This is a genomic window from Amphritea sp. 1_MG-2023 (assembly GCF_030547545.1).
In the GTDB taxonomy this organism is placed as follows: Bacteria; Pseudomonadota; Gammaproteobacteria; order Pseudomonadales; family Balneatricaceae; genus Amphritea.
The window spans coordinates 1-25,577 of record NZ_JAUOQE010000024.1 but is presented as its reverse complement, the minus strand read 5'-3'; the positions used below and the strand labels follow the sequence as shown (position 1 = coordinate 25,577).

The following is a 25,577-nucleotide window of genomic DNA, read 5'->3' as shown; positions in this document are numbered from 1 at the left end:
AATCCCGAATAGGCGTGCAGCTTTTATTGCAGCAAACTACTCTTATGCTAGCACGGCTTTATAACAGTGCTATCCGGTAGTGATCTCAACCCGATGTTGGTTCAGGTTGTCACTGCTTTTATAGATGCTTACCCGAAAGGGGAGTTGCAAATAGAGGATGATAATAACAATGTTAAAACTGAATTTTGCAAAGAAGCTAGTGACGCTAGCCGCTTGCGCAACGATGCTAGCAAGCCCGTTGATGGCGGCGGAGAAAGTCTATCGCTTAAAACTCGCGGAAACTTGGCCGACTAACTTCCCAGTGTTTGGTGATGCGCCTAAAAATATGGCTGCACTCGCTGAGAAAATGTCGAACGGTCGATTAAAAATTACCATTGACTCTAAGAACAAGCACAAAGCACCTTTCGGTGTATTTGATATGGTGCGTGCGGGTCAGTATGACATGGGTCACTCGGCGTCATATTATTGGAAAGGTAAGGTGCCTAACACCTTGTATTTCACCACGATGCCATTCGGCATGACGGCACCGGAACAGTACGCTTGGTTTTACCATGGCGGCGGACAGGAGCTGATGGATGAGGTCTATGATAAGTACAATATCATGTCGTTCCCAGGCGGTAACACCGGTAATCAGATGGGTGGTTGGTTTCAGAAAGAGATTAACTCTCTAGATGACCTGCAAGGCCTGAAGATGCGTATTCCCGGTTTTGCCGGTGAAGTACTGGCGAAGCTAGGTGCGAAGCCAACCAATATTCCACCGGGTGAGCTATATACAGCACTAGAGCGTCGTACCATCGATGCCTTGGAGTGGGTAGGGCCTTCTCTCGATCTGCGCATGGGTTTCCACAAGATTGCGCCGTACTACTACACCGGCTGGCATGAGCCTGCGACTGAACTTCAGTTCATGATTAACAAGAAGAAGTTCAATAGCCTGCCTGAAGACCTGCAGCAAATATTGAAAACGGCGATGCGTACCGCTGCCTATGATATGTATATTCAGTCTTACCACATGTCCAGCGAAAACTGGGCTACTATGAAACAAGAGTTTCCTAATATTCAGGTCAAATCGTTCCCGCCAGAAGTTATCGCAGCGATGCGACAGGCGAATGATGAGCTGCTGGCCGAAAAAGCTGAAGCAGATCCTTTAGCGAAGAAAATTCTTGAGTCTCAGACCGAGTATATGAAGAAAGTTCGGGTATGGACCGATATTTCCGATAAAGCGTATCTGGATAACCTGAGCAACTAAGAAAGCGGTGACAACGTCCTTGGTGCTCAGCGTACTCTGGACCTGTCGACTACTTGCTGAACAAACTTAATATAACGGGTAACCTGTATCTGGTTTCAGGTATGGGTTACTGCGTTTTTAAAAGCCGGAGTGATTATGTTATTAACTAGGCTCGAGCAGCTCTGTAACTGTTTTTCAGACCTGTTGGGGAAAGTCTCTGCGCTGCTGTTCGTGGTGATGTTATTCAATGTGTTTATCGATGTTGTGATGCGTTATCTATTCAACGATGTATCGATCGGTATGCAAGAAATGGAATGGCATCTATATGCTGCAGTCTTTTTGCTGGGGGTTCCTTACACGCTTAAAACGGGTGGTCATGTCCGTGTCGATCTTATCTATGAGCGTCTTACATCCAAAACTAAGGCGCTGATCGATATACTTGGCATCCTCTTTCTGTTATTCCCATTTTGCGCCTTGGTTGGCTGGTATGGCGTTGGCTTTGCTCAAGAAGCGTTTGAACTCGGTGAGACCTCTGGCGATCCTGGCGGCTTACCCTATCGTTGGATTATCAAGGCGGTGATTCCGTTTGCCTTCTTTTCCATCATGATCAGCGGTCTGGGTATGTTACTCAAATCGCTTAATGTCTTGCTTGGCCACGGCCGAGCGGATAGCTATCAACCCCCACAGCATTAAGAGGCGCTGACGATGATTGGTATTGTAATGTTTTGTGTTGCGCTGTTGATGCTGTTATTTGGCTTCCCAGTTGCATTTACGTTTGGTGGTGTTGCGTTACTGTTTGGTCTGTTTGCAGAAGGGCCCGAGTTGTTTGCGTTTATGCCGTTTCGAATTCAGAGCATAATGGAAAACACGGTGCTGATGGCCGTTCCATTGTTCGTTTTCATGGGGATCGTATTACAGAAAACCCGATTGGCTGAACAGTTACTCGAAGCGATGGGTAAACTATTCGGCGGGGTGCGCGGTGGTTTAGCAATTTCCACCGTATTAGTGGGAGCCTTGTTGGCAGCCTCAACAGGTGTTGTGGGTGCTTCTGTGGTTGCGATGGGCTTGATCTCACTGCCGGTGATGCTGAAATACAAGTATGAAAAGTCACTGGCTTGCGGCACTATCTGTGCTTCAGGCACGTTAGGACAGATTATCCCGCCATCGATTATCTTGATTATTTTGGGTGATGTACTGGGTATTCCTGTGGGTGATCTATTTAAAGCGGCGGTAGGCCCAGGCTTTATTCTGATTGGCATCTATATCATCTATATCTTGATCTATGCATGGATGAAACCCGAGGCCGCACCGGCGTTGCCGATGGATGATGATGTTAATAGTAAACGAGAGCAGTATGTCAAAGCGCTGAAAGCGATTGTACCGCCTTTGGCTCTGATTCTGATTGTGCTGGGTTCTATTTTTGCGGGTATCGCAACGCCGACGGAATCATCCGCATTGGGTGGTGTGGGCGCGATTGCACTGGCCGCCATTTATGGTCAGTTTAGTTGGAAGATGGTCATCAATTCAGCCTCTGAGACGGTTAAAGTAACCGCGATGGTATTTGCTATTCTGCTGGGTGCCACAGCGTTCTCGATGGCATTTACCTATACGGGTGGCGACTATATTGTTGAAGAAATACTATCTGACTTACCTGGTGGAGCCACAGGATTTTTGATTCTGTCGATGATCGCGATTATGATATTGGGCTTCTTTATCGACTTTGTTGAAATCAGCTTCATTATCGTACCGATTTTGGCGCCGGTGGCAGATGCCCTGGGTATTGCTCCCGTTTGGTTTGCTATTCTGATTGCGATGAACTTGCAGACGAGTTTTCTTACACCGCCGTTTGGCTTTAGTTTGTTCTATCTGAAAGGGGTCTCACCGCCGGAAGTGCGCACGATGGATATCTATCGGGGTGTTATGCCGTTTATTGCCATGCAAGTGGCGGTGGTTATTTCAATACTGTTGTTCCCTGGTTTTTATGGACTTAACTAAAAGGGCTTTTTAACACAACGGTTAACGATATACTGAGGTAAAACGTACAGGCTTTAAATACCGATGAAACCCGTTGTTACCTCACTTAAAGCAAAAATGCTGCTGTTATCAATCATTCCTTTGATTTTGGTAACAGCAGCCATTACCTTAATCACTCTGAATCAAGCTCGACTGTTATCTGAACAGGAAATCCAAACCTTTGAGGAGAATCTGCTGGCGTCAAAACGTCAGGAGTTACAGAACTATGTCGACTTGGCGATGAACTCGATTGCTCACGTTATCGCGAATGCTGAAGCGGGTGATACGGTAGCCGAAGCAGAAGTAAAGCGTATTCTTCATAGTTTGAGCTATGGTGACGATGGTTATTTCTTCGTCTATGATGCCGTCGGTGTCAATCTCGTGCATCCCGCTCAAGCCGAATTAGTGGGTCAGAACCTGTTTAACATTCAAGACCGTAACGGTAGCTATGTGATTCAGGAACTGTTGCAGTTGGCTGAAGAGGGCGGCGGTTTTTCCCGTTATATCTGGCGTAAACCGTCGAAGGACGGGCTTGAAGATAAATTAAGCTATGTGGTGCAGGTCCCCAGGTTAAACTGGATGATGGGCACGGGCTTATATATTGATGATATCGCTAAAGAAGTCGCTACCACCCGTCTAAAAGTTACCCGTAATATTCGTAATACCTTTTTTACTGTTGTGGCTATTTTGGCTGCAACGGTGATTGTCATTGCGTTGTTGGGCTTGTGGCTCAATGTGCACGCGTCAGAGCTCGCTGATACCCGTTTAAGAGAAGTCGCTCATCGTTACGTTCAGTTTCAGGTGAGTCAGCGGCGAAATTTTGCGCGAGAATTGCATGATGGTATTAATCAGTTGATGGTATCGGTCAAATTTCGCATTGAATTGGCCAAGGATAAGTTGTCATCGGAGGATGTCAAAGTGCACGCTGAACTCGATCGTGGCAGTGAGGTACTTAATCAGGCAATTCAGGAAGTGCGACGAATCTCTCACGATTTACGGCCGATACAACTGGATGATTTAGGGCTTGAGTCTGCTTTGTATAGTATGGCGGAAGAGTTTGCTGAACGGGCAGGCGTGAAAGTACAGGTAAGTCTTGGGCTGCCGTTGCAGCGCTTACCCGATGATATTGAGATTACCCTGTACCGTATTACTCAAGAAGCGCTGATGAATATTGAGCGTCATGCTCATGCGCGTCATGTTAATATCGAAATCTGGCAGGAAGAGGGTTTGATCTGGGCTGAAATCAGCGATGATGGTCAAGGCTTTAATGTGCTGAATAAAGCCGGTGAGGGGATTGGTCTGTTGAATATGCGAGAGCGTACTGAGCTGCTGAGTGGACAGTTTAGTATTCGTAGTCGGCCTGGGGCTGGCACTTGCCTACGGGCGGGTTTCTCTCTGATATAGGAATGTAGCTGATGGCAAATGAAAAGATTCGAGTTGTGTTGGTCGATGATCATGCTCTCGTGCAAGAAGGTATTATTGCTCGGCTTGAAAATGAACCCTCGATGGATGTCGTGGGTGCCGCCAATAACGGCGCTGAAGCACTGCAATTGATTGCTAAGCTTAAACCGGATGTAGTGTTGATGGATATTTCAATGCCGGTGATGAACGGTTTTGAGGCAACCGAACGATTACGCGCAGAACAACCGGATGTGCGGGTGCTGATTTTGAGTATGCATGAAAGCCGTGAGTATATATTGAAACTGATTCAGTGTGGCGCATCAGGGTATGTGTTAAAAGATGTATCGGCGAGTGAACTCGTGAACGCCATTAAAACGGTTGATAGCGGTGCGACTTACTTTAGCGCCGGGGTTTCGCAATCGCTATTTAGTCAACCAGAACTTCAGCCGCAGGCTGAGGTGAATGCAGCATCAGCATCCGAGCCGCTGACGGGAAGAGAGATCGAAGTGCTACGTTTGTTAGCCAATGGGGCGAGTAATAAAGCCGTAGCGCGGGAGCTAGATATCTCTGTTAGAACGGCGGAAACCCACCGTCAGAATATTAAGAATAAGCTAGATATTCATTCCGCCGCGGGATTAGTACGCTACGCGATAGAACATAAGCTAATCGATTGATCATCAAGTTCACAGAGGCTGCCTTCTGTGGATTCTCTATTTGTGTCACATATACCCAATCCAGGTTAACGTCTCTCAGAGGGCTTGATACGCCCTTTCAGAGATGCTTGACGACTTTTAGTTGATGATCCCGGCTAATAAACGGTCAGCCTGCGATCGCCTGTCTCGAAAGGCTTTCGATACTTGCTTTCGAGACTGACGAATGAGACAGGGTTGAATCATAGGTCGGCGCATCTGATCAGCGTTTTAATTGGATGATCGACGCTCATCCTCTAGCGTCAATCTTGAGGTATCGATACGACTATGCAGAGATTCTACTCCTCTAACATGAGACACCGGTCTCTCTGGATAATAGGCTGCTTTTAGTGTCTTAAAATGATTGCATATTTTTAACGATGATTGTCTGCCCTAAGCGATTAATCTGACCGTAAAAAAGTGAGTAACTACTCTCTGTTGATACGCCGAGGTAGCGGGTTTAATGAAATTGCAATATTTAATTCACAGTAAAATTGAATATTTTAAGATGCCCAGTAATGGATCGATAAAATTTTTTATAAATTCATATTGAAATACGTAACTTATTGAAAATAAACAGTTTATTTTTGTTTGTCGTTTATGTGTACGATTTGTATCGGAGCCAATAACCACGGGCTTTTTAGACATTTGCCCCAATACTATCAACAGTTTTATCCACAGAAAATGTGTACAACTCACTCAGTGGATAACGGGGCTTTGATCCGGCGATACTTTCGTTGTGCAGGTGCTAGGTGACCATTAAACTAACGATGTTTGGATCGCTCGCTTGAAAGCGATTGCTATCATTTTGTATCGAGCAATTTAATGCTTTTTGGTGCGTTGCTGACGATACACGAAGCATTGAGGTGTTGGCCGATTGATGCTTTATGCTCATGGTGGCTGAAGCGCTTATTCTGTTTTATCTTTAAATTCACAGAGATCTTCTATTAGGCAAGCGCCGCAACGGGGTTTGCGAGCGATACAGGTATAACGACCATGTAAAATAAGCCAGTGATGGGCGTCAATCAGGAACTCTTTTGGCACAAAACGCATGAGCTTTTTCTCTACCTCTAAGACATTTTTGCCTGGAGCAATTTTAGTTCGGTTGGCGACGCGAAAAATATGAGTATCCACTGCCATCGCCGGTTGCCCAAAGGCGGTATTGAGCACGACATTGGCTGTTTTTCGGCCAACTCCGGGTAATGCTTCTAGGTCTTCTCGGTTATCGGGTACGACTGAATGATGCAGCTCAATCAGCATTTTACAGGCCTTGATAATGTTTTCAGCTTTGGCGTTATACAGGCCGATAGTCTTTATGTAGCTCTTTAAACCATCGACACCTAGGGCATAGATCGCTTCGGGAGTGTTGGCAACGGGAAACAGTTTACGGGTGGCCTTGTTGACGCCAACATCGGTTGCTTGTGCCGATAGTGTTACGGCGACTAACAACTCAAATGGATTACTGTATTCAAGTTCGGTCACGGGATGAGGGTTGGCTTGCCGTAAGCGGGAAAATATTTCAAAGCGTTTTGCTGCGTTCATTTACTTAGAGTCGTTGGCCATCGAATGAGGGCGTATGGTATCGGCCTGCGTTGCTTCGAGCAAGTATCGGCTTCGGCTATCGATCTATCTCAGTGAGCTTGTTGACTTTGAGCAATGCTTAAGATGATTCAATTATTTAATCCGTTGAAGGTGTGATGTAATAGCTAATACGGGGTTGTAGTGCAGTCGAGCTGATTGAGGTGGGATCTATGGGGGATGGTTGCTGTTTGAGTGAAGATAAAAAGCTGTTAGTGCTCTACCGAGTTGAGCCTGGGTGTTTAGGCCCGCAAGGGGATAAATGGGTGAGCGAATTTTGCCGCTTTGCTCAGCGGGCTCTGCAATCACAGGATTCCGCTATGATTAGATGGAATATCGTGCCGAGAAACAGTAAAACCCTGCCCGAAATAGAATATAATGTGGTCGGCAAAAGAATAAGCTATTCTCAAGCTACACGGTATTTAGCGTCGTTCGGTAAAAGCCTCGATGGATTCGAAGGCCGCTTGGGTGAAAGGATTGCGTTATTTATAGAGGATTTTATGAGTCGAGTTTGATCGTCTCATCAACTTAGCTCCTGTAAACCTAAGCTGATACGTTTGGCCGCACGGTTATCGGCTATGAAGACCTTAAATCAGTTACCCTTATGGAATTACAATGAAAAAGACGTTTCACTTAGCGCACCCTAAGCTCACCGTTGCACGGCATGTTGATGCGATTAAGCACGAAGTTAAAAAGTATTTAAAAAGAGAGCGTAATAAAGCGCTGCCGGAGAATGCGGATTTTTGGGACTTTGATTGTCGTTTTGGTGATGATGAAGCCTCGAGCGTAGCGGTTCATCCCTCTGAGATTAATAAGAAAATTTCGCAGGTTGAGGCGAAAAATCAGGCCTCCTTTTATCTCGAAATTATCGCCAAGCCAGGCTACCGCGCTGAAAAATCAGATTAGCATGTCAGTTTAGTATGACACCGGTAAGATCAAAGAAAAGCGACCTCTGAGTCGCTTTTTTTATCTGTAATGAGGCTCGTTTAGAGCGGATCATGCGCCTGTGACGGCGATTATTTAACTGCCCTAAGTCACACAACGCGGATCTTATTATTTGTCTGAGGTAGTCTCGAAGCGCTTAGAAGCGCCCTGATTTAACAGGGCTAATTAATAGGGTGAGACTAAACTGTTAGCCAAGTGGCTCACTGTCGAGCGTGAAGCGTTGCCTGACAGCGAGACATTATCCGGGATTAAGAGATATTACCGGTCACTCTGACGCGTCGAGTCTCGGTATCCGCTTCTGTTACCGTGACGGCTGCTTTACGCTTATCTTCCAGTCGTTTATCGATGATATTCTTCAGTGCGATCAGTAGCCCCATGCCGACGAAGGCGCCCGGTGGGAGAATGGCAAATAGAAAGCCGATATAGTCATCGACGATGACTATTTTCCAGCTTTCGGCGGCAGGACCAAATAGTAGCTGCATATCGCTGAACAGTGTGCCGAGGCCGAGAATCTCACGCATTCCTCCTAGCACCATCAGTACTAAGGTGAAGCCGAGCCCCATCATGGCACCGTCTAGCAGTGATGCTCCGACAGGGTTCTTAATCGCGAAGGCATCGGCACGTCCCATAATGGCGCAGTTGGTGACGATCAGAGGGATAAAGATGCCAAGAATCGTGTATAGCTCATAGGTAAACGCCTGCATGAGCAGTTCGATACAGGTCACGAATGAGGCGATGATCATGACAAACACCGGTAAACGCACGGATTCCGGAATAAATTTGCGGAACATCGAAATGCTGAGGTTTGAGCCGATTAAAACGATGGTACTCGCGAGTCCTAGTCCCATGGCATTAACCACCGTACCGGTGACCGCTAACAGGGGGCAAAGCCCGAGCAGTTGAACCAGTGCTGGGTTATTATCCCAAAGCCCGTCGAGCGTGATTTTTTTGTAATCATTCGCCATGTTATTCAGCTCCAGCCGGTGTTGAATTTAGATCAGATTGACTATCTAAAAGCGCGGCTTTATGTTCACGAAAATAGTGTATTGCCCGGGCAGTGGCGTTAACGACGGCTCGAGGCGTGATTGTTGCACCGGTGAATTGATCAAACCGCCCACCATCTTTTTTCACCGCCCAAGAGGGATCATCGTTACCCTCATAGTGTTGACCGTCAAAGCTGAGTAGCCAGTCCGATTTTTTTAGCTCGACCTTATCGCCAAGTCCGGGCGTTTCTTTGTGTGCCAATACTCTAACGCCGGCAACGGACTCATCCGCATTAATACCGACGATCATATCGATATTACCGGTATAGCCATCCGGCGCGGTGACCGGAATTATCACGGTACTCACTTGACCATGGCGACGAGCCCGAAAGATCTCAACCGCAGCGGCGGAACCAGTTAATGAGGGACTGTTGATGCTAACAGTATCCTCTAAGAGGTTATTCTCGATACTGGCTTGCGGCACAATCTGATAGAGCGCTTTAGCCCGAGCTTCGCGTTCATTAATCTGGATTTGCTCATGAGTCGACAGCTGTGTCAGGGCGATGGCTCCAGAAGTGATGACGGCGAAAATACTCAGCCCGACAGCACTGTTACGAATAGCGGTTAACATATCCATTATTTCATTCCCCGATTGGGTTTAGCGTGGCCATAGCTGCGGGGTTGTGTGTACTGATCAATAAAGGGAGCACAGAGGTTCATCAGTAAGACGGCAAAGGCGACAGCATCGGGGTAGTTACCCCAGGTGCGAATGACAAACACCAGTATGCCAATACCGATGCCAAACCAGAGTTTACCTTTATTACTGGTAGCCGAGGTGACGGGATCGGTGGCGATAAAGAATGCCCCGAGCATCGTGGCACCGGTGGTTAGATGGAAAAACGGATCGGGATATTGATCGGGCATCAACAGGAAAAACAGGGTGGAGAGTACCGTCAAGCTCGTCAGCATGGCCACGGGAGCGTGCCACGTGAAGATCTTTTTGTATAACAGAAAGACGCCGCCCATAAAATAAGCCGCACTGACCGCATGCCATGCACCAATTCCATTTGCCAGCAGGGCATCGTTAACCCACATCTCTTCAGTGGTGAAGCCACCTCGATGACGCATGATATCCAGCGGCGTTGCCATTGTGTGTGCATCGACGGCGGTGGAAGGGGTGGCAAAGATTGCACTGAGGGTTTCACCGAGAGACAGTACTGACCAACCGTCACCCAGCATGACGAATGGCGCGGTCCAGCTCGTCATTTGAATAGGGAAGGAGACCAGTAATAGCGCATAGGCAACCATCGCCGGGTTGAAGGGATTGCTACCCATACCGCCGTAAAGTTGTTTCGCGATAATAATTGCGACACTGATACCGACAGCCATCACCCACCAAGGCGCGAAAGGCGGGAGGGCCAAGCCGAGTAATACTGCCGTGACAAGAGCACTGTAGTCGGTGAGATAGAAGCTGACTGGACGTCGACGTAATTTAACGCTGAGCGCTTCTAATGCGATAGCCAATAATGAACCCCAGAGTACCTGAATCAGCGTTCCCCAGCCAAAAAAGAAGGTCATTGCTGCCAGTCCGGGCAGGGTTGCCATCAACACGGTGAGCATCACGCTACCGGTGTTACCGGGCCGATGTGCGTGGGGTGATGTAATTCGGATCAGTGCCATTCTGTTTACTCGGATCTGCCGTTTGATTAATTCAACGGCTTAAAAATAGTGTAATAAAAAGACGCTTAGTGGCGCTTAAAATATCGTTTTGTTAGTCGGAAAAACGTTCCAGGGTGGCATTTAGTTTATCTGCCTGCGCCCGTATTGTGACTAATTCTGCCTCCAGCGCTGGTTGGTCGTCTTCCGCTTTACTCAAGGCTCGTTCGGCTTTAGTCACTGCTGCTCGCGCCATTGCCGCATCAATTTTAAGCTGTTTCAAATCGACACCTTGTGCGGCCGCTGCCGCGATTTTGTCCGCTTCGGCAGCATCCCATAGCGCTTTGGCGGCATCATGGCGAGCCTTTAGGCTATCGATCTCGGCCATTAAGGCGGCATTGTCTGCGCCTTCTGGCAGCTCAGTTAACTGCTTTTCGGCTTTCTTCAATTTGGTGCGCATAATAGACACCTGTTGTTTCAGCGCTTTAAGGTCTGGGGCGGCGGTTGCTGGGGCGGCTGCCGGCATCGCTGCTTCAGAGCGGCTTTTCGCTTGTGTCAGTTCATCCTGCAAACCTTTCAGTTTGGTGGTTAACTTCTCAACCCCGGCGGCCATTTTATCGGCAGCAGGGCTCGCCGATGCGACCGCGGCTTGCCACGCACCATTGGCTTTATCGACCTTACCTTGTAATGCGGCAATATCGGCTTCGAGTTCAGTGGTGTCGACCGTCGTGCTACTGGCTGGCAGGGCGGCACGCGCCTGTGATAGCTCATCCTGCAAGCCTTTCAGCTTGGTGGTTAGCTTCTCAACGCCGGCGGCCATTTTATCGGCGGCAGGGCTCGCCGATGCCACGGCGGCTTGCCACGCACTATTGGCTTTATCGACCTTACCTTGTAATGCGGCAATGTCGGCTTCGAGTTCAGTGGTGTCGACCGTCGCGCTACTGGCTGGCAGGGCGGCACGCGCCTGTGATAGCTCATCCTGCAAGCCTTTCAGCTTGGTGGTTAGCTTCTCAACGCCGGCGGCCATTTTATCGGCGGCAGGGCTCGCCGATGCGACCGCGGCTTGCCACGCACTGGTGGCTTTATCGACCTTAGCTTGTAATGCGGCAATGTCGGCTTCGAGTTCGGTCGTGTCGATCGGGGCCGCGGCGGCGTTACTCGGGCCGCTTTCAGCGGCTTTGTAAGCTTTTTCTGCGGCTATATTTTTGTCTTGCAGCAAGCTCACCTGTGCAGTTAAGGCGCTGATGTCACCTTCACCGCTAGCGGTTGCGTTGGCCAGTTGTTTTTCGGCTTTCTTCAATTTAGTACGCGCAATGGCGGCGTTACTTTTCAGCTGCTTCAGATCAAGCACTGGAGCCGCCGCTTTAGCGGGCGCATTTTGAGCATCGCTGTAGGCTTTTTCAGCCTGTGCTGATTTGAGCTGCAGCTGCTTTAGGGTTTCCTTCAGCGTATCGATGCCATCGAGGCCTTTGTCTTGAGCATTGTTGAGCGCTTTTTCTGCTTTTTTGAGCTTGGTGCGGGCGATAGCAGCATTGCTTTTGAGTTGTTTTAGATCCGGTGTGCCCGCTTCTGGCGCGGCACTGACGCTAGCGGTCGGAGCTTGATTAAGCGCGGCATCTTTCTTCGCGGCTTGAGCCGCCGCGGCATCGATGGCGCGTTGTTTACGACGTTCTTCTTTTTCGATTTTATCCCGTTCTAAGCGTGCTAAACGAGCTTCAAAGCGCTGCCTGGCGTGATCGGCTTTACGCTGTTCGTCATCTTCTTTACGGATCTCGGCTTTAGCAAAGCGGTAATACTGCACGAGGGGTATGTTGCTTGGGCAGACATACGAACAAGCCCCACATTCGATACAGTCAAACAGGTTGTGATGGCGTGCTTTATCAAACTCTTTACCTTTAGCAAACCAGTACAGTTGCTGCGGTAGGAGCTCTGCCGGGCAGACCTGTTCACACATCCCGCAGCGGATACAGGCTTGTGCGGGGGGTTGTGGCGGCATCTCTTTAATCGAACCGGCAATCAGACAGTTGGTCGTTTTGATCACCGGAATCTGCTCATCGGTGACGGTGATTCCCATCATCGGGCCACCAATAATCAGACGCTGTAGCTGTTGCCGCTCGACTGCAGAGTGATTCAGTAAGTCGGCTAATGGCGTACCGAGACGTACTTCATAATTTTGTTTGTGCGCCGCGGCTTGGCCGGTGACGGTGATAATTCTAGAAATCAGCGGTTCGCCGTGAGTGACTGCACGATAGATGGCGCTAGTCGTGCCCACGTTTTGGCAGACAATGCCGACATCGGCAGGAATGCTTCCGCTAGGCACTTCAACACCGGTTAACAGCTTGATTAGCTGCTTTTCACCACCAGAAGGGTATTTGGTCGGTGTGATAACAATATCTAGATTCAGTGCGCTGTTATCCATGGCCGCGTGCAGCGCACGGATGGCTTGCGGTTTGTTATCCTCAATACCAACCATAATATGCAGTGGTTTAAGTAGATGAGCGATAATTTCAATTCCGCCCATAATCTCATCGGCGCGTTCGCGCATCAGCATATCATCAGCCGTAATGTAGGGTTCACATTCGGCCGCATTGATAATCAATGTGTTGACGATATGATCATCACCGAGGTGAAGCTTTACATCGGTTGGAAAGCCTGCGCCCCCCATGCCGGCAATACCCGACTGACGAATATATTCAATCAGTGCTTGTGTCGGGAGTTTGGTGTAATCGGCTAACCCCTGATGTTCTATCCACTCATCTTTACCATCGGATTCGATGATCAGGCAGTCCGCTTTCATGCCAGACATATGCGGCACCGGATGCGGCTCAATGGCAACCACGGTACCGGAGATTGAGGCGTGAATATTGGCGCTAATACGGCCAATCGCTTCGGCAACGAGTTGACCTTTTAGCACTCGCTGACCGACACGCACAACGGGATCGGCCGGTAAGCCAATATGTTGTTGTAGCGGTAAAACAATGCGCGAAGGAATCGGCGCCAAGCTAATCGGCGCGCCTGTCGATTGCTTTTTGTTTTCTGGTGGATGGATGCCGCCGTGAAACTGATGGACTCGAATGGTGTTTTTCATCCCTTAACCTCTAGCGCAATGCTTGGCTGACGATCGGTGGCAATCAGTTCTATGCCAGGTTTAGGGGCTGGCCACTGCCAGTTATTCAGAGTGGTTTCGAGCGGTAGCATATCAATACAATCAACAGGACAGGGTTCAACACAGAGATCACAACCGGTACATTCAGAGGTAATGACCGTGTGCATCTGTTTTGCGGCACCAAGGATGGCATCAACGGGGCAAGCTTGAATGCATTTAGTACAGCCGATGCATTCATCTTCACGGATATAGGCGACTTTTTTGATCGGCTCGGCTTCGCTTTCGGCATCCAGCGGTAAAGCCTCGACATCTAGCAGATCGGCGAGTGCTTCAACGGTGCTCTGACCGCCCGGAGGACATTTGTTAATCGCTTCATCTGCATTAACGATGGCTTCCGCATAAGGGCGGCAGCCGGGATGGCCGCATTGACCACATTGGGTTTGAGGTAGTAGCGAGTCGACTTGATCAACCAGCGGGTTACCTTCGACCTTAAAGCGAATCGATGAATATCCCAATAGGATACCAAATACTAGACCTAGCCCTAATAATACCAGCACGGCAACGAATACAGCGCTCACGATAACTCCTTAAAACTGAACCAGACCGGTAAAACCGAGGAAGGCAAGGGACATTAGGCCCGCAGTGACCATACCGATAGCCGTCCCTTGAAAAGGGGTTGGGACATCAGCAACGGTGATGCGTTCCCGCATAGCGGAAAACAGAATCAATGCCAGCGAAAAGCCGACGGCAGCGCCAAAACCATAAACAATTGAGTCGATAAAGCCGTTCATTTTTTTGATATTCAGTAGGGCAACACCTAACACGGCACAGTTGGTGGTAATTAAGGGTAAAAAGATGCCCAGCAACTTATACAGTAGAGGACTGGTTTTACGCACCACCATTTCTGTGAATTGCACCACGACCGCGATCACCAGAATAAATGAAATAGTTTTCAAATAGGTGATTTCAAGCGGTGCTAATAGGTAGGTATAGACCAGATAGCTACAAACCGATGAGAGGGTTAGCACAAAGGTTGTCGCGAGTGACATCCCCATGGCGGTTTCGAGCTTATTGGACACGCCCATAAAGGGGCAGAGACCCAGAAACTGAACCAGTACGAAATTGTTCACTAGAACCGTGCTGATAATAATTAGTAGATAATCAGTCATAATACTCGTTACATCATCATCGGTATTTATCGTACCGGGGCTGTCTGAAAAATAAGAAAGGGCTAAAGTTTACCGATTTTAGCGTCTTTCCGGTATAGCTGTGTGGTTGATGAATCTAAACCTATTCGAACCTTCATTAGGGTCGCGCCTAAGTGAAGTGAATTTTTAGCGCAGTATTATAGCAGGATATAAACGAGGAACCGACAAGGCTGCACGGATAAACCCCGACTTAAATGTAGTTTGCATAAAATCAAACCGGATCTGAACAGGGTTCAGTCCGGTTGATTACCTGCTTATTAAGATCAGATAGCGGAATTATCGCGGATCTGCTGCAAAATAACCTGAGCTTGAGCGGCAATGGATGGCAGATCATTCAACGCCGCACTATCTAGATCGATGATCAGTGCATCGCTCGATAGCGTCTCTTCAGCGATATCGGTTAATACCAGTAGACCGTTCTGATTGAGGTACGCAGCGATTTCACCGAGTTCCCCTGACAGATTGTCATCCCGCAGTACTGTAATGGCTCGACCCTGATTAAATAGTTGACGCTCAAGGGTATACAGCAATGTGCTGCGTTGCTCTTGAGTGCCGCCTTGCAGGCCAATCGTCACCGCTTTTTGGCCGAAACGCTGTTCCCGTTCTGTTTGACTGATAGAGGCGCTATAGCTAATTTGATCGTTATTCAAATTAGCTTCGGCGTTATCCGCCACAATCATACCGGCAGCAACGGTAATATTGCTGAGACGATCGATCACAATGAAGGAGCCGGTCGTATGATGTGCACGATAGTCATCGGTGACAATGGGGCGTTCTAAGGTGACTTCACAACGGCCAATTTCATTCAGCTTCAGGGTGGCTGCGGGGTGTTGTTGTTGCGTATTAACATCGACGCAGTGACGAATACTACTGATACCGCCGGCAATGGTTTGTGTCGCCAGTTTGATATCGTACTGACGTCCAGGCACGAGTTCCTGTTCCGCCATCCAGACAACCATCGCATCGAAACGATTATTGACTTGAGTATTGTCATCGCTGTGGACGATCATATCGCCACGGCTAATATCGATCTCATCTTCCAGTGTCAGCGTGACTGCCATGGGAGGGAAAGCTTCCTGCAGCTCGCCTTCAAACGAGACGATAGATTTGACTCGGCTACTCTTGCCGGAGGGTAATACAGTAATAGCATCACCCGGGCGAACAATACCCGAGCCGAGTGTGCCGCAATAACCACGGAAGTCGAGGTTAGGACGGTTAACGTACTGCACAGGGAAACGCAGTTGATCGAAGTTTTGATCATTCGCGATCTGAATGGTTTCAAGATACTCCATCAATGGCGCATCTTTATACCAAGGCATGTTGTCGCTCAGATTCACCACGTTATCGCCTTTGAGCGCCGACATCGGCACGAAATGGATATCGTTTAGATCCAGATCTGCGGCAAACGCGAGGTAATCCTGTTTGATCTCTTCATAGCGAGCTTCGCTAAAGTCGACCAAATCCATCTTGTTGACGGCAACAATGGTATGTTTAATCCCTAGCAGAGAGGTAATAAAACTATGACGCTTGGTTTGTACCTGCACACCATAGCGTGCATCAATCAGGATAATCGCAAGATCACAGGTCGACGCACCGGTCGCCATGTTGCGTGTGTATTGTTCATGCCCCGGGGTGTCCGCGATAATGAATTTACGTGTCGCCGTCGAGAAATAGCGATAAGCGACATCGATGGTAATTCCCTGTTCACGTTCAGCCTGAAGGCCATCAACGAGGAGAGCAAGATCGAGCTCTTCGCCGGCATTGCCTTGCTTTGCGTTGTCTGAATGCAGTGCCGCGAGTTGATCTTCATAGATCATTTTTGAATCGTGCAGCAGGCGACCAATGAGGGTCGACTTACCATCATCTACGCTACCACAGGTGAGAAAGCGTAAGAGTTCTTTGTTTTCATGTTGTGCCAGATAAGCTTCGATATCGCTGGCGATCAGATCGGACTGATGACTCATGATTGTGTTCCGTATTCTTAAATTCTGTACAGTGCCGTAAAAAGGCTTCAAGCGGTTATAACAGCGCTGACGAAAACGATGCACGTTCTCGCTCGGCGCTGACCTAGCTAGAAGTAGCCTTCCATCTTTTTCTGTTCCATTGAGCCTGCGCCATCGTTATCAATCACTCGGCCTTGACGCTCTGAAGTCGTGGTTAACAGCATTTCCTGAATAATTTCAGGCAGCGTTTGCGCGCCAGACTCAACCGCGCCCGTCAGTGGATAACAGCCGAGGGTGCGGAAACGAACCATCTTCATTTCGGGTACTTCGCCTTCTTCCAGCGGGAGACGTTCATCATCGACCATAATCTCTACACCATCGCGAACCACGATAGGGCGTTTTGCGGCAAAGTAGAGTGGCACAATAGGAATGCCCTCGAGGTAGATATATTGCCAGATATCCAGCTCGGTCCAGTTAGACAGAGGAAAGACGCGGATGCTTTCGCCTTTATCGATACGCGTATTAAAGGTGTTCCATAGTTCTGGACGCTGATTTTTAGGGTCCCAGCGATGATTTTTGTCACGAAAAGAGAATACACGCTCTTTGGCACGGGATTTTTCTTCATCACGGCGGGCACCACCAAAGGCAGCATCGAACTTATATTTGTTTAGTGCTTGTTTAAGCCCTTGAGTCTTCATGATATCGGTATGTTTCTTCGAGCCATGAGTGAAGGGGCTGATATTCATGTCAACGCCTTCCTGATTGATATGCACAATCAAATCCATGCCCGCTTCTTCGGCCATCTTGTCGCGGAAGCTAATCATCTCTTTGAACTTCCAGGTGGTGTCCACATGGAGCAAAGGGAAGGGGGGCTTGCCTGGATAAAATGCTTTACGAGCCAGGTGTAGCATCACGGCGGAATCTTTACCGACAGAGTAAAGCATGACTGGGTTTTCGAACTCTGATGCGACTTCGCGAATAATGTGGATGCTTTCTGCTTCTAACTGACGCAGATGGGTCAGTCTATGTTCCGGCAATTGACTCATATTGATTAACTCTTATTACATACCAAAAAATGATGGGTGCCGTGCGGATGACAGATCTAGTAGCGAGTTAGGTCTGTGTTAGGCGCATAACAGCTTATATTGGCGGCCATTATGGCAGAACTATCTTTAAAATTAAAAAGAATATGTTGGAATGTTTTAGTAACTTTTTGGAATAAGGCGATATTACTCGACATAATCACTCGATTGCAAAATGCTGCAGGCGATTGACAGGAACCGATTGGGTAGCCTATATTCCAAAAAAGAATTAACAAATTTATAATTATTATTTTACGTTATAAGGCGCGATCGCTATTATAGCCCATCTGTATTTTCGGTATACCGTCTAAACATGACGGATGATTATTTTAAGGCAGCTGAGAACGTTGATGGAAGTAGCATACAGCTTTGCCGGCCTAGTGGTTGGTTTTATAGTCGGTCTGACGGGAATCGGAGGCGGCGCGTTAATGACACCGATTCTGATCGTCGCGTTTGGTATCCCACCGGTGACGGCGGTTAGTACGGATCTTATCTATGCGGCGATTACCAAGTTAGGGGGGAGTGTTTCCTACGCACGTAAAAAATTAGTCGAGTGGCGAGTGGTGTTTTTACTCCTCGGTGGTAGTATCCCCGGAGCCTTACTAACGCTGATTTATCTGGATGGTTTAGACGGACTTGAGCAAATCGAACATCTGATGAATATCACACTGGGTGTTTCATTAGTGTTAACCTCTTTTGCTGTTTTTTTCCGTGCGAGAATACGTGCCTATGTGGTCAAGTTAGAAGGTACACGCTTTGAGAAGCATGGCCGCCGTTATCGCCCCTATGTGACAGTCATTGTCGGTATCGCTTTAGGTGGTTTAGTGACACTCTCTTCGGTCGGGGCGGGGGCGTTAGGCACCGCGATGCTGATTGTGCTTTATCCGCGGATGACGATGCAGACGCTGGTGGGGACGGATCTCGTGCATGCGGTTGTGTTAACCAGCGTAGCGGGTGCGGGGCACTATGGAATGGGCAGTGTCGATCTCTGGTTACTCCTGTGTCTGCTGATTGGTTCATTACCGGGGGTATTCATGGGTAGCCATTTTGGCAGCAAGCTGTCCCCAAGAGTTATCCAGCCCATCATGGGAACGCTGCTATTAGCGATAGGTATGCGCTTTGTGCTGGCCGGTTGACGTATGGGTTCTGACGTAAAACTGAATTTTGAATTGTAATTTTATAGGGTGAGGGCCGGTTAGCCGGCGGTAATAGACATGTATCAATATAATGAACAGGATCAGACACTGATCAATGCGCGGGTTGAGCAATATCGCGATCAGACCCGCCGTTTTTTGGCCGGTGAAATTCCCGATGAGGAGTTTCGCGGCTTGCGCCTGATGAACGGGCTTTATATCCAACGTCAAGCACCGATGCTACGTATTGCGGTACCTTATGGTCTGATGAACTCTGTTCAGGTGCGTAAACTGGCAGATATCACCCGTAAATACGATAAAAATTATGCGCACTTCACCACTCGGACCAATGTTCAATTAAACTGGCCCAAGCTGGAAGAGGTGCCGGATATCCTGGCTGAACTGGCTGAAGTGCAGATGCACGCCATTCAAACCAGTGGTAACTGCTTACGGAATACCACGACCGATCATTTTGCGGGCATTATCCCGGATGAAATTGAAGATCCTCGTCCTTGGTGTGAAATTATTCGTCAATGGACCACATTGCACCCCGAATTTGCTTATCTGCCGCGTAAGTTTAAGATCGCCGTGACCGGTGGCCCGGAAGATCGGGCCGCTTCTCAGGTGCATGATATCGGCTTGCACATGGTCAAAAATGCGGCCGGTGAGGTCGGTTTTGAAGTACTCGTCGGTGGTGGCCTTGGACGTACACCGGTGATTGGTAAATTGATTCGTGAGTTTTTGCCAAAGCGTGATCTGTTGACCTATCTTGAAGCGATTCTGCGGGTATATAACCTCAATGGTCGTCGAGATAACAAGTATAAGGCGCGTATCAAAATCTTAGTCAATGCGCTGGGTATTGAAGAGTTTAGCAAACGGGTTGAAGCCGAGTGGGAGATCATTCGTAGTACCGAACTGGCGCTGACTGACGATTATATCGCCAAGATTCAAGGCTATTTCGAGCCGCATCCTTATGCTGCCGATGCGGTGGATGGATTGTCGGTGCTGGAAAATCAACTCGATGATAATGCTGAGTTTCGTGCTTGGTATGAACGTAATACTCGTGAGCATAAGATCGCCGGCTATCGTGCGGTGGTTATTTCGCTGAAGCCGCATCTGAAGCCACCCGGTGATATTACTGATGTGCAGCTCGATGCCGTGGCAGACTTAGCTGATACCTTCAACTTCGGTGAGATTCGCAGTACTCATGATCAGAACTTAGTCTTCGCTCATGTGGCTGCCGGTGATCTTTATACTCTGTGGCAGTCATTGCGCGATCTTAACCTGGCACGGGCGAATGTCGGTACCCTGACCGATATGATTGTGTGTCCTGGCTATGATTTCTGTTCATTGGCAAATGCTCATACACTGGGGGTTGCCGAACAGATTAACGAAAAGTTTGATGATCTCGATTACCTTTATGATATTGGCGATATCAAGCTGAATATGTCCGGTTGTATCAATGCTTGTGCCCATCATCACGTGGCACATATCGGCATTTTAGGGGTTGATAAAGGCGGTGAAGATTACTATCAGATCACCCTCGGTGGTTCTTCTCGTGAAGATGCATCATTAGGTAAAATTATTGGTAAATCAGTGCCTCAAGCTGACGTTGCCGATACCGTTGAAAAAATCCTGCAGGTCTATGTAGAGAGTCGTCTCGAAGATGAGCGATTTATTGAGACTGTACGCCGTATCGGTGTTGCACCGTTTAAGGAGAGAGTTTATGCCACTGTTAATTAATCGTGCGGTTGTCGACGATAGCTGGTTACTGGTTGATGAAGATAATCTAACGGCGCATATCAATGAAGATATTGTCGTGCCTTATGAGTTGTTCGCGCAGCACCTCGAGCAACTGGTGAACGCTGAGGGCAAGCTCGGTGTGCGTATTAATGGCGATCAGGCGCTTGAGTTGTTACTGCAACATCTTGATGCTTTGTCTCTCGTGGCCATCGAATTTCCAGCGTTCACGGATGGACGAGGCTTTAGTTTTGCTCGGATGTTGCGTCGTGCCGGATTTGCCGGCCAAATTCGTGCCGAAGGTGATGTCACCCGTGATCGTCTGGATCATATGCAGCGTTGCGGTTTTGATGCTTTTGCTATCCCAGATGAGCGTTATAGCGATGCGATTCTCAGTGCGTTTGACGAGGTGCCGGTGCATTATCAGGGAAGTGCTGATGATGAACGACCTATTTTTCGTCAGTAATTGATCAGGATAACAGTGATGAGTGAGTTAACCCCTGAGTTGAAAGCTAAGGTTGCCAATACGGTTGCGGTACTTCAGCAAGCTGCTACCGAGTATGCTGATAGTGCTATTGTGTTTGCTAACAGTCTCGGCGCCGAAGATGTGGTGATTACCGATCTGATCAGTAAGCATACGCCTCAGATCGGTATGTTTGTCTTGGATACTGGTCGTTTGCCGGAGGAAACACTGAAACTACTGACCGATGTGCAGGCGCTATACGGTAACCTGAAGGTTCAGGTTTACTATCCTGAGGCGGCGGATGTCGAGCAATACGTGCAGCAGAATGGCGTCAATGCTTTCTATGAAAGTCAGGCGTTACGCAAAGGCTGCTGTGCGGTGCGTAAAATTAAACCGTTGAAGCGGGCACTGGCGAATCGTCAGGCTTGGATTACAGGCTTACGCCGCGAACAATCGGTGACGCGTGATGAGATCGGCTTTAAAGAGTTTGATGAAGGTAACGGTATCGATAAGTTTAATCCCTTAGCGGATTGGACCGAGAAGGATATCTGGGACTATATTGGTGCATATAAAGTGCCGTATAACGCGCTGCATGATCAGCAATATCCGAGCATCGGTTGTGCGCCTTGTACTCGGGCTATCGCAGAGGGTGAGGATGTGCGTGCCGGGCGTTGGTGGTGGGAAAACCCTGAAACACGAGAGTGTGGCTTACATTCGGGCACTCCTGGGGATAAGCCTGCTGAGACAAAGCCTGTCAACATCATGGATTACCTACCGAAGTAAATTCATCCCTTATCACACAAGAGCCCGCTATTAGCGGGCTCTTTTCTGCTATCTTTCAAGTATGCTATTTTAGCTATCAGTATGACCTAAAAAGCTTGTCTACTGGGTTAATCTGCCGCTCTTGCTGAGGACAATACATTGGATTATTTACCGCTATTTTTTAAGCTAAACGATCGAACGGCATTGTTGGTCGGGGGTGGTCAAGTCGCTCTGCGAAAAGCCAGTCTTTTAACGCGGGCCGGCGCTCGAGTGATTGTTGTTGCGCATCGGATCGAGCCTGAATTGGTGGAGATGATCGAACAGCATAATGGTCAAGTGATCATGGGGGAATATCATAGCGGCCTTTTGGATGACGCTTATCTAGTTATTACCGCAACGGATGACGATCAGTTGAACGAACGGGTTCATTTTGATGCGGTTGAGCGGCATATTCCGGTCAATGTGGTTGATAATCAACCCTTATGTACCTTTATTTTTCCCGCGATTGTTGATCGTTCACCGATCGTTATCGGTATCTCCTCTGGCGGTGAGTCGCCGGTGTTGGCGCGCTTACTTAGGGCTAAGCTCGAAACCTGGATTCCTCAAGGTTATAGCCGCTTGGGCAAACTGGTTGGACAGTTTCGTCAGCAAGTCAAGCAGACCTTTAGTAATGTCGAACGGCGGCGCATTTTTTGGGAAAAAATCTTGCAAGGTCAAGTGGCTGAAAAGGTGTTTGCTGGGCGTGATAAAGAGGCTCGCGCCTTGTTAACCTCAGCGTTAGAAACGGCAGACCCCGATCATCAAGTGGGCGAAGTTTATCTGGTGGGTGGCGGACCGGGCGATCCTGAACTGCTGACCTTTAAAGCGCTGAGACTGATGCAGCAGGCGGATGTGGTGCTCTACGATCAGTTGGTGTCTCCCGCGATTGTTGATCTGTGTCGTCGCGATGCCGAGCGGATCTTCGTTGGTAAGCGGCGTGATAATCATGCGGTGCCGCAAGACGGCATTAATGAGTTACTGGTTAAACATGCCTTGCTGGGGCGGCGAGTGTTGCGTTTAAAGGGAGGGGATCCTTTTATCTTTGGTCGCGGCGGTGAAGAGCTGGAAACATTGAAACAACATAATATTCCGTTTCAGGTGGTGCCAGGCATTACCGCCGCCAGTGCTTGTTCAACCTATGCCGGTATTCCTCTGACTCACCGTGATTATGCTCAGTCGGTTAAATTGGTGACGGGGCAGTTGAAAAATCGTACCTCCGATCTGAATTTTGATGAATTAGTTCACCCCCATCAAACGATCGTATTTTATATGGGGCTACACACCTTGCCTTCGTTGTGTCAGCAGTTGATCGCTCATGGCAAACCGGCCGAGACCCCTGCCGCGATTGTTTCCAATGGTACTCGTGCGGATCAGCGGGTATTAACCGGCACGTTAAGTAATCTAGCGGAGCGTCAGGCACAGGCTCAGTTACCCGCGCCGGCGTTGATTATCGTCGGCGAAGTGGTGCAGCTGCATGAAAATTTGGCATGGTTTGGCGAAGAAGTTTTACATAATCATGGTTTGATACTGCCTGATGCCCATTCAGCCTAAGTGGGTCAGGTGAAGTTGTAAGGTGAAGCGGTGCATCAACCTGTTCAAACAGTCTTGAGTAGCGAGTTTATCCACGCGCATGTGGATACACTGCCTTTAATCCCTGGGGTGCTCGATCAACTAAAACGGCTTAGTCATGAGTCAGTTGATTTTTATCCTCGAATCGCCAAGCTGACACAGCTTGACCCTTTGCTAGCGGCGAAAATTATTTCTACTGCCCATACGGTACCCTGCGGACCGCTTAAGCCTGTTTATAATATCGAAAAAGCGTTACAGCGAATCGGCGTTTTTAATACCTTAGACTTAATGTCAGCGTTGACTGAGCCTCGGGCTACGCTGATTACGTCCGCGCATCATAGCGGTTGGTTGCATTCTATCGAGACTGCCGTTTTCAGTCGCTTCTTGGCGGCGAATATTGAAGCCTTCAAGGTCAATCGAGATCTAGCCTATATCGCCGGCTTACTGCATGATATTGGTCGCTTTATTTTACTACAGGTATCTCTCAGCGCGGGACAGTCTGCTGCTACGCTGTGCTGGCGAGCAGCCGATGAGTCGTTAGCGATCGAACAGTATGGTTTTAGTCACATAGACATAGGTTATCAGGCTGCACAATATTGGCATTTTCCACGCACGCTCACTAACATGTTACGGTTTCATCAGCACAATGATCTCTGGGCGTTTAACACGATCTCGGAGCCGTTTAAGCAATTGTTAACGATGCTTCAGTTTGCCAGTTCTCTCAGTGATTTGCTGATGGATAATCCCGAATGGCCAGCTTGGTCAACCACGCAGTTGCAAGGCGCGATTGCGGCAGCGTGCATTCATCCAAGCTGGCCCATCATCGACTTTCCAATAGCGCGGTTGTCACAACAATTGCCAGCCTTATCAGAGCAATGTCAGCGATTGTTGATGAAACGTTAATCTTGCTGCTGAATCAGCTCTGCTCAAGTTGATGGCGAAATAGTCGAGGTGATTGGGTGCGGGTTTAATGGAATATCGATATGAAAGTGTGCACCGCTGACGGCGGGTACGCAGGTGATCTGTCCTTGTAATAATTGACTGACGATATTGTAAGTAATATGCATGCCTAGGCCGCTACAACCACGATTGCGTTTGGTGGTCATAAAGGGTTCGAATAACCGAGTACGCCAATCATCGGGCACGCCGGCACCGTTATCTCGATAATCGATTTGAAGCCTTTCGCCCTGCGGTTGTATGGCAATGGAAATGTCGCCGCCGGGCTGATTATCAAAGCCATGTAGCAGTGAGTTTAATATCAGATTGGTAAAAATTTGATAATAACTGCCGGGATAGCTGATTAATATTAGCTTTTTCGGGCCTCGAATACGGATCGTTGGGTTGGCTTGTTTTAGTTTGGGTTTTAACGAGTGTTGGATTTCGTCAAGATACTGAATCAGGTCGAAACGGCGACATTGTTCGCCCGCCTGATCGACTGCAACTCGCTTAAAAGAGCTAATTAACTGAGTGGCTCGTTCGAGGTTTTGACAAATTAACACGCTGCTTTCGACCGCCGTATTGGCCAGTGGATTATCCGGCTGTTGCTGTTGATAAAGTTGCGCTTGATCGGCCAGAAATGACGCGGCGGTGTAGCCGATGCCAATCGGCGTGTTGATCTCGTGCGCGACGCCAGCGACTAAACTACCCAGTGCGGCAAGTTTTTTTGATTCAACTAACTGCTGCTGAGTTTCTTGTAGTTTGGCCAGTGTGGTATGTAACTCTTCATTGCGCTGTTCTAATTCGCGGGTGCGATCAGACACCCGTTGTTCGAGCTCGGCATTTAGGTGGGCCAGCGAGCGTTCGGCGTCTTCCCGTTTGCTTATATCGGTGAGCATCGCCTGACGCATGCTATTCATGGCATTAGCCACTTGACTGAGCTCATCCTCGGTGTGTCTCTGCTTCCGTTTCAGTATCAGCGGGGTGTTCAATTGATCGAGCTTGAGTCGTCGTGCATATTGCGCCATGGTGCTGAGATGTCGCGTGACTAGTTGATTAAACAACGCCAGTATAAAGATCGATACGAGAAAGGTTTTGATGCCTTG

General features: G+C 48.5%; 23 protein-coding genes. 13 read left to right on the top strand and 10 right to left on the bottom strand.

Annotated features, from left to right (window positions below; all coding sequences use genetic code 11):
* Positions 1-169: 169 nt before the first annotated feature.
* From Q4488_RS13005 to Q4488_RS12985, 5 genes are all read left to right on the top strand, one after another.
* On the top strand, positions 170-1,246 hold the full coding sequence (locus tag Q4488_RS13005) for a TRAP transporter substrate-binding protein (RefSeq protein WP_303580913.1): 1,077 nt from the start codon (positions 170-172) through the stop codon (positions 1,244-1,246).
* 135 nt (positions 1,247-1,381) lie between these two features.
* Positions 1,382-1,918, top strand: coding sequence for a TRAP transporter small permease subunit (locus tag Q4488_RS13000; RefSeq protein WP_303580912.1), 537 nt, complete (start codon positions 1,382-1,384; stop codon positions 1,916-1,918).
* Positions 1,919-1,930: 12 nt separating this feature from the next.
* Positions 1,931-3,220: a TRAP transporter large permease subunit gene (locus Q4488_RS12995; RefSeq protein ID WP_303580911.1), complete on the top strand. Its 1,290-nt coding sequence runs from the start codon at positions 1,931-1,933 to the stop codon at positions 3,218-3,220.
* Between the two features lie 63 nt (positions 3,221-3,283).
* Complete coding sequence (locus Q4488_RS12990; protein WP_303580910.1) at positions 3,284-4,642, top strand: cache domain-containing protein; 1,359 nt, start codon at positions 3,284-3,286, stop codon at positions 4,640-4,642.
* Positions 4,643-4,653: 11 nt separating this feature from the next.
* The gene (locus Q4488_RS12985) at positions 4,654-5,313 is read left to right on the top strand and encodes a response regulator transcription factor (RefSeq protein ID WP_303580909.1); all 660 of its coding nucleotides are present in this window, start codon (positions 4,654-4,656) and stop codon (positions 5,311-5,313) included.
* Positions 5,314-6,237: 924 nt separating this feature from the next.
* Here the strand turns inward: Q4488_RS12985 and nth are convergent.
* The gene (nth, locus tag Q4488_RS12980) at positions 6,238-6,870 is read right to left on the bottom strand and encodes an endonuclease III (RefSeq protein ID WP_303580908.1); all 633 of its coding nucleotides are present in this window, start codon (positions 6,868-6,870) and stop codon (positions 6,238-6,240) included.
* A gap of 227 nt (positions 6,871-7,097) precedes the next feature.
* Here nth and Q4488_RS12975 point away from each other — a divergent pair, with 227 nt between their 5' ends.
* Positions 7,098-7,421: a hypothetical protein gene (locus Q4488_RS12975; RefSeq protein ID WP_303580907.1), complete on the top strand. Its 324-nt coding sequence runs from the start codon at positions 7,098-7,100 to the stop codon at positions 7,419-7,421.
* 100 nt (positions 7,422-7,521) lie between these two features.
* Complete coding sequence (locus tag Q4488_RS12970) at positions 7,522-7,812, top strand: DUF6172 family protein (RefSeq protein WP_303580906.1); 291 nt, start codon at positions 7,522-7,524, stop codon at positions 7,810-7,812.
* Between the two features lie 287 nt (positions 7,813-8,099).
* Here Q4488_RS12970 and Q4488_RS12965 read toward each other — a convergent pair whose 3' ends face one another.
* From Q4488_RS12965 to cysD, 8 genes are all read right to left on the bottom strand, one after another.
* Positions 8,100-8,816, bottom strand: a complete 717-nt coding sequence (locus Q4488_RS12965) for an electron transport complex subunit E (RefSeq protein ID WP_303580905.1) — start codon at positions 8,814-8,816, stop codon at positions 8,100-8,102.
* Between the two features lies 1 nt (position 8,817).
* Positions 8,818-9,471: an electron transport complex subunit RsxG gene (gene rsxG, locus Q4488_RS12960; protein WP_303580904.1), complete on the bottom strand. Its 654-nt coding sequence runs from the start codon at positions 9,469-9,471 to the stop codon at positions 8,818-8,820.
* Entirely contained in the window at positions 9,471-10,514 is a 1,044-nt protein-coding gene (gene rsxD, locus Q4488_RS12955; protein ID WP_303580903.1) for an electron transport complex subunit RsxD, read from the bottom strand. The genes rsxG and rsxD overlap by 1 nt, the downstream gene beginning before the upstream one ends.
* Positions 10,515-10,605: 91 nt before the next feature.
* Positions 10,606-13,578, bottom strand: coding sequence for an electron transport complex subunit RsxC (gene rsxC / locus Q4488_RS12950; protein ID WP_303580902.1), 2,973 nt, complete (start codon positions 13,576-13,578; stop codon positions 10,606-10,608).
* The gene (gene rsxB / locus Q4488_RS12945; protein ID WP_303580901.1) at positions 13,575-14,174 is read right to left on the bottom strand and encodes an electron transport complex subunit RsxB; all 600 of its coding nucleotides are present in this window, start codon (positions 14,172-14,174) and stop codon (positions 13,575-13,577) included. Before rsxB ends, rsxC begins: the two co-directional genes overlap by 4 nt.
* Positions 14,175-14,183: 9 nt before the next feature.
* Positions 14,184-14,765: an electron transport complex subunit RsxA gene (gene rsxA / locus Q4488_RS12940; RefSeq protein ID WP_303580900.1), complete on the bottom strand. Its 582-nt coding sequence runs from the start codon at positions 14,763-14,765 to the stop codon at positions 14,184-14,186.
* 302 nt (positions 14,766-15,067) lie between these two features.
* A complete protein-coding gene (cysN, locus tag Q4488_RS12935; protein ID WP_303580899.1) occupies positions 15,068-16,768 on the bottom strand; it encodes a sulfate adenylyltransferase subunit CysN in 1,701 nt (566 codons plus the stop codon).
* A gap of 107 nt (positions 16,769-16,875) precedes the next feature.
* Positions 16,876-17,784, bottom strand: a complete 909-nt coding sequence (cysD, locus tag Q4488_RS12930; protein ID WP_303580953.1) for a sulfate adenylyltransferase subunit CysD — start codon at positions 17,782-17,784, stop codon at positions 16,876-16,878.
* 395 nt (positions 17,785-18,179) lie between these two features.
* On the opposite strand from cysD, the gene Q4488_RS12925 reads away from it, so the two are divergent.
* The 6 genes from Q4488_RS12925 to Q4488_RS12900 all read left to right on the top strand — a co-directional run bounded on the left by Q4488_RS12925 (position 18,180) and on the right by Q4488_RS12900 (position 24,438).
* Positions 18,180-18,965: a sulfite exporter TauE/SafE family protein gene (locus tag Q4488_RS12925; protein WP_303580898.1), complete on the top strand. Its 786-nt coding sequence runs from the start codon at positions 18,180-18,182 to the stop codon at positions 18,963-18,965.
* A 78-nt stretch (positions 18,966-19,043) separates the two neighbouring features.
* Positions 19,044-20,705 carry a nitrite/sulfite reductase gene (locus tag Q4488_RS12920; protein ID WP_303580897.1) on the top strand — a complete coding sequence of 554 codons (1,662 nt, stop codon included), beginning with the start codon at positions 19,044-19,046 and terminating at the stop codon, positions 20,703-20,705.
* Entirely contained in the window at positions 20,689-21,168 is a 480-nt protein-coding gene (locus Q4488_RS12915; protein WP_303580896.1) for a DUF934 domain-containing protein, read from the top strand. The genes Q4488_RS12920 and Q4488_RS12915 overlap by 17 nt, the downstream gene beginning before the upstream one ends.
* Before the next feature lie 18 nt (positions 21,169-21,186).
* On the top strand, positions 21,187-21,948 hold the full coding sequence (locus Q4488_RS12910) for a phosphoadenylyl-sulfate reductase (protein ID WP_303580895.1): 762 nt from the start codon (positions 21,187-21,189) through the stop codon (positions 21,946-21,948).
* A gap of 138 nt (positions 21,949-22,086) precedes the next feature.
* On the top strand, positions 22,087-23,517 hold the full coding sequence (gene cysG / locus Q4488_RS12905; protein ID WP_303580894.1) for a siroheme synthase CysG: 1,431 nt from the start codon (positions 22,087-22,089) through the stop codon (positions 23,515-23,517).
* Positions 23,518-23,547: 30 nt separating this feature from the next.
* A complete protein-coding gene (locus Q4488_RS12900; protein ID WP_303580893.1) occupies positions 23,548-24,438 on the top strand; it encodes an HDOD domain-containing protein in 891 nt (296 codons plus the stop codon).
* Positions 24,439-24,461: 23 nt separating this feature from the next.
* Here Q4488_RS12900 and Q4488_RS12895 read toward each other — a convergent pair.
* A partial coding sequence (locus tag Q4488_RS12895) for an ATP-binding protein (protein ID WP_303580892.1) occupies positions 24,462-25,577 on the bottom strand: 1,116 nt, incomplete at its 5' end.

Excerpts from the sequence above, each read along its gene's own strand:
- Q4488_RS13005 (WP_303580913.1), top strand. The coding sequence starts at position 170 with ATGTTAAAACTGAATTTTGCAAAGAAGCTAGTGACGCTAGCCGCTTGC.
- Q4488_RS13000 (WP_303580912.1), top strand. The coding sequence starts at position 1,382 with ATGTTATTAACTAGGCTCGAGCAGCTCTGTAACTGTTTTTCAGACCTG.
- Q4488_RS12995 (WP_303580911.1), top strand. The coding sequence starts at position 1,931 with ATGATTGGTATTGTAATGTTTTGTGTTGCGCTGTTGATGCTGTTATTT.
- Q4488_RS12990 (WP_303580910.1), top strand. The coding sequence starts at position 3,284 with ATGAAACCCGTTGTTACCTCACTTAAAGCAAAAATGCTGCTGTTATCA.
- Q4488_RS12985 (WP_303580909.1), top strand. The coding sequence starts at position 4,654 with ATGGCAAATGAAAAGATTCGAGTTGTGTTGGTCGATGATCATGCTCTC.
- nth (WP_303580908.1), bottom strand. The coding sequence starts at position 6,870 with ATGAACGCAGCAAAACGCTTTGAAATATTTTCCCGCTTACGGCAAGCC.
- Q4488_RS12970 (WP_303580906.1), top strand. The coding sequence starts at position 7,522 with ATGAAAAAGACGTTTCACTTAGCGCACCCTAAGCTCACCGTTGCACGG.
- Q4488_RS12965 (WP_303580905.1), bottom strand. The coding sequence starts at position 8,816 with ATGGCGAATGATTACAAAAAAATCACGCTCGACGGGCTTTGGGATAAT.
- rsxG (WP_303580904.1), bottom strand. The coding sequence starts at position 9,471 with ATGGATATGTTAACCGCTATTCGTAACAGTGCTGTCGGGCTGAGTATT.
- rsxD (WP_303580903.1), bottom strand. The coding sequence starts at position 10,514 with ATGGCACTGATCCGAATTACATCACCCCACGCACATCGGCCCGGTAAC.
- rsxC (WP_303580902.1), bottom strand. The coding sequence starts at position 13,578 with ATGAAAAACACCATTCGAGTCCATCAGTTTCACGGCGGCATCCATCCA.
- rsxA (WP_303580900.1), bottom strand. The coding sequence starts at position 14,765 with ATGACTGATTATCTACTAATTATTATCAGCACGGTTCTAGTGAACAAT.
- cysN (WP_303580899.1), bottom strand. The coding sequence starts at position 16,768 with ATGAGTCATCAGTCCGATCTGATCGCCAGCGATATCGAAGCTTATCTG.
- Q4488_RS12925 (WP_303580898.1), top strand. The coding sequence starts at position 18,180 with ATGGAAGTAGCATACAGCTTTGCCGGCCTAGTGGTTGGTTTTATAGTC.
- Q4488_RS12920 (WP_303580897.1), top strand. The coding sequence starts at position 19,044 with ATGTATCAATATAATGAACAGGATCAGACACTGATCAATGCGCGGGTT.
- Q4488_RS12915 (WP_303580896.1), top strand. The coding sequence starts at position 20,689 with ATGCCACTGTTAATTAATCGTGCGGTTGTCGACGATAGCTGGTTACTG.
- Q4488_RS12910 (WP_303580895.1), top strand. The coding sequence starts at position 21,187 with ATGAGTGAGTTAACCCCTGAGTTGAAAGCTAAGGTTGCCAATACGGTT.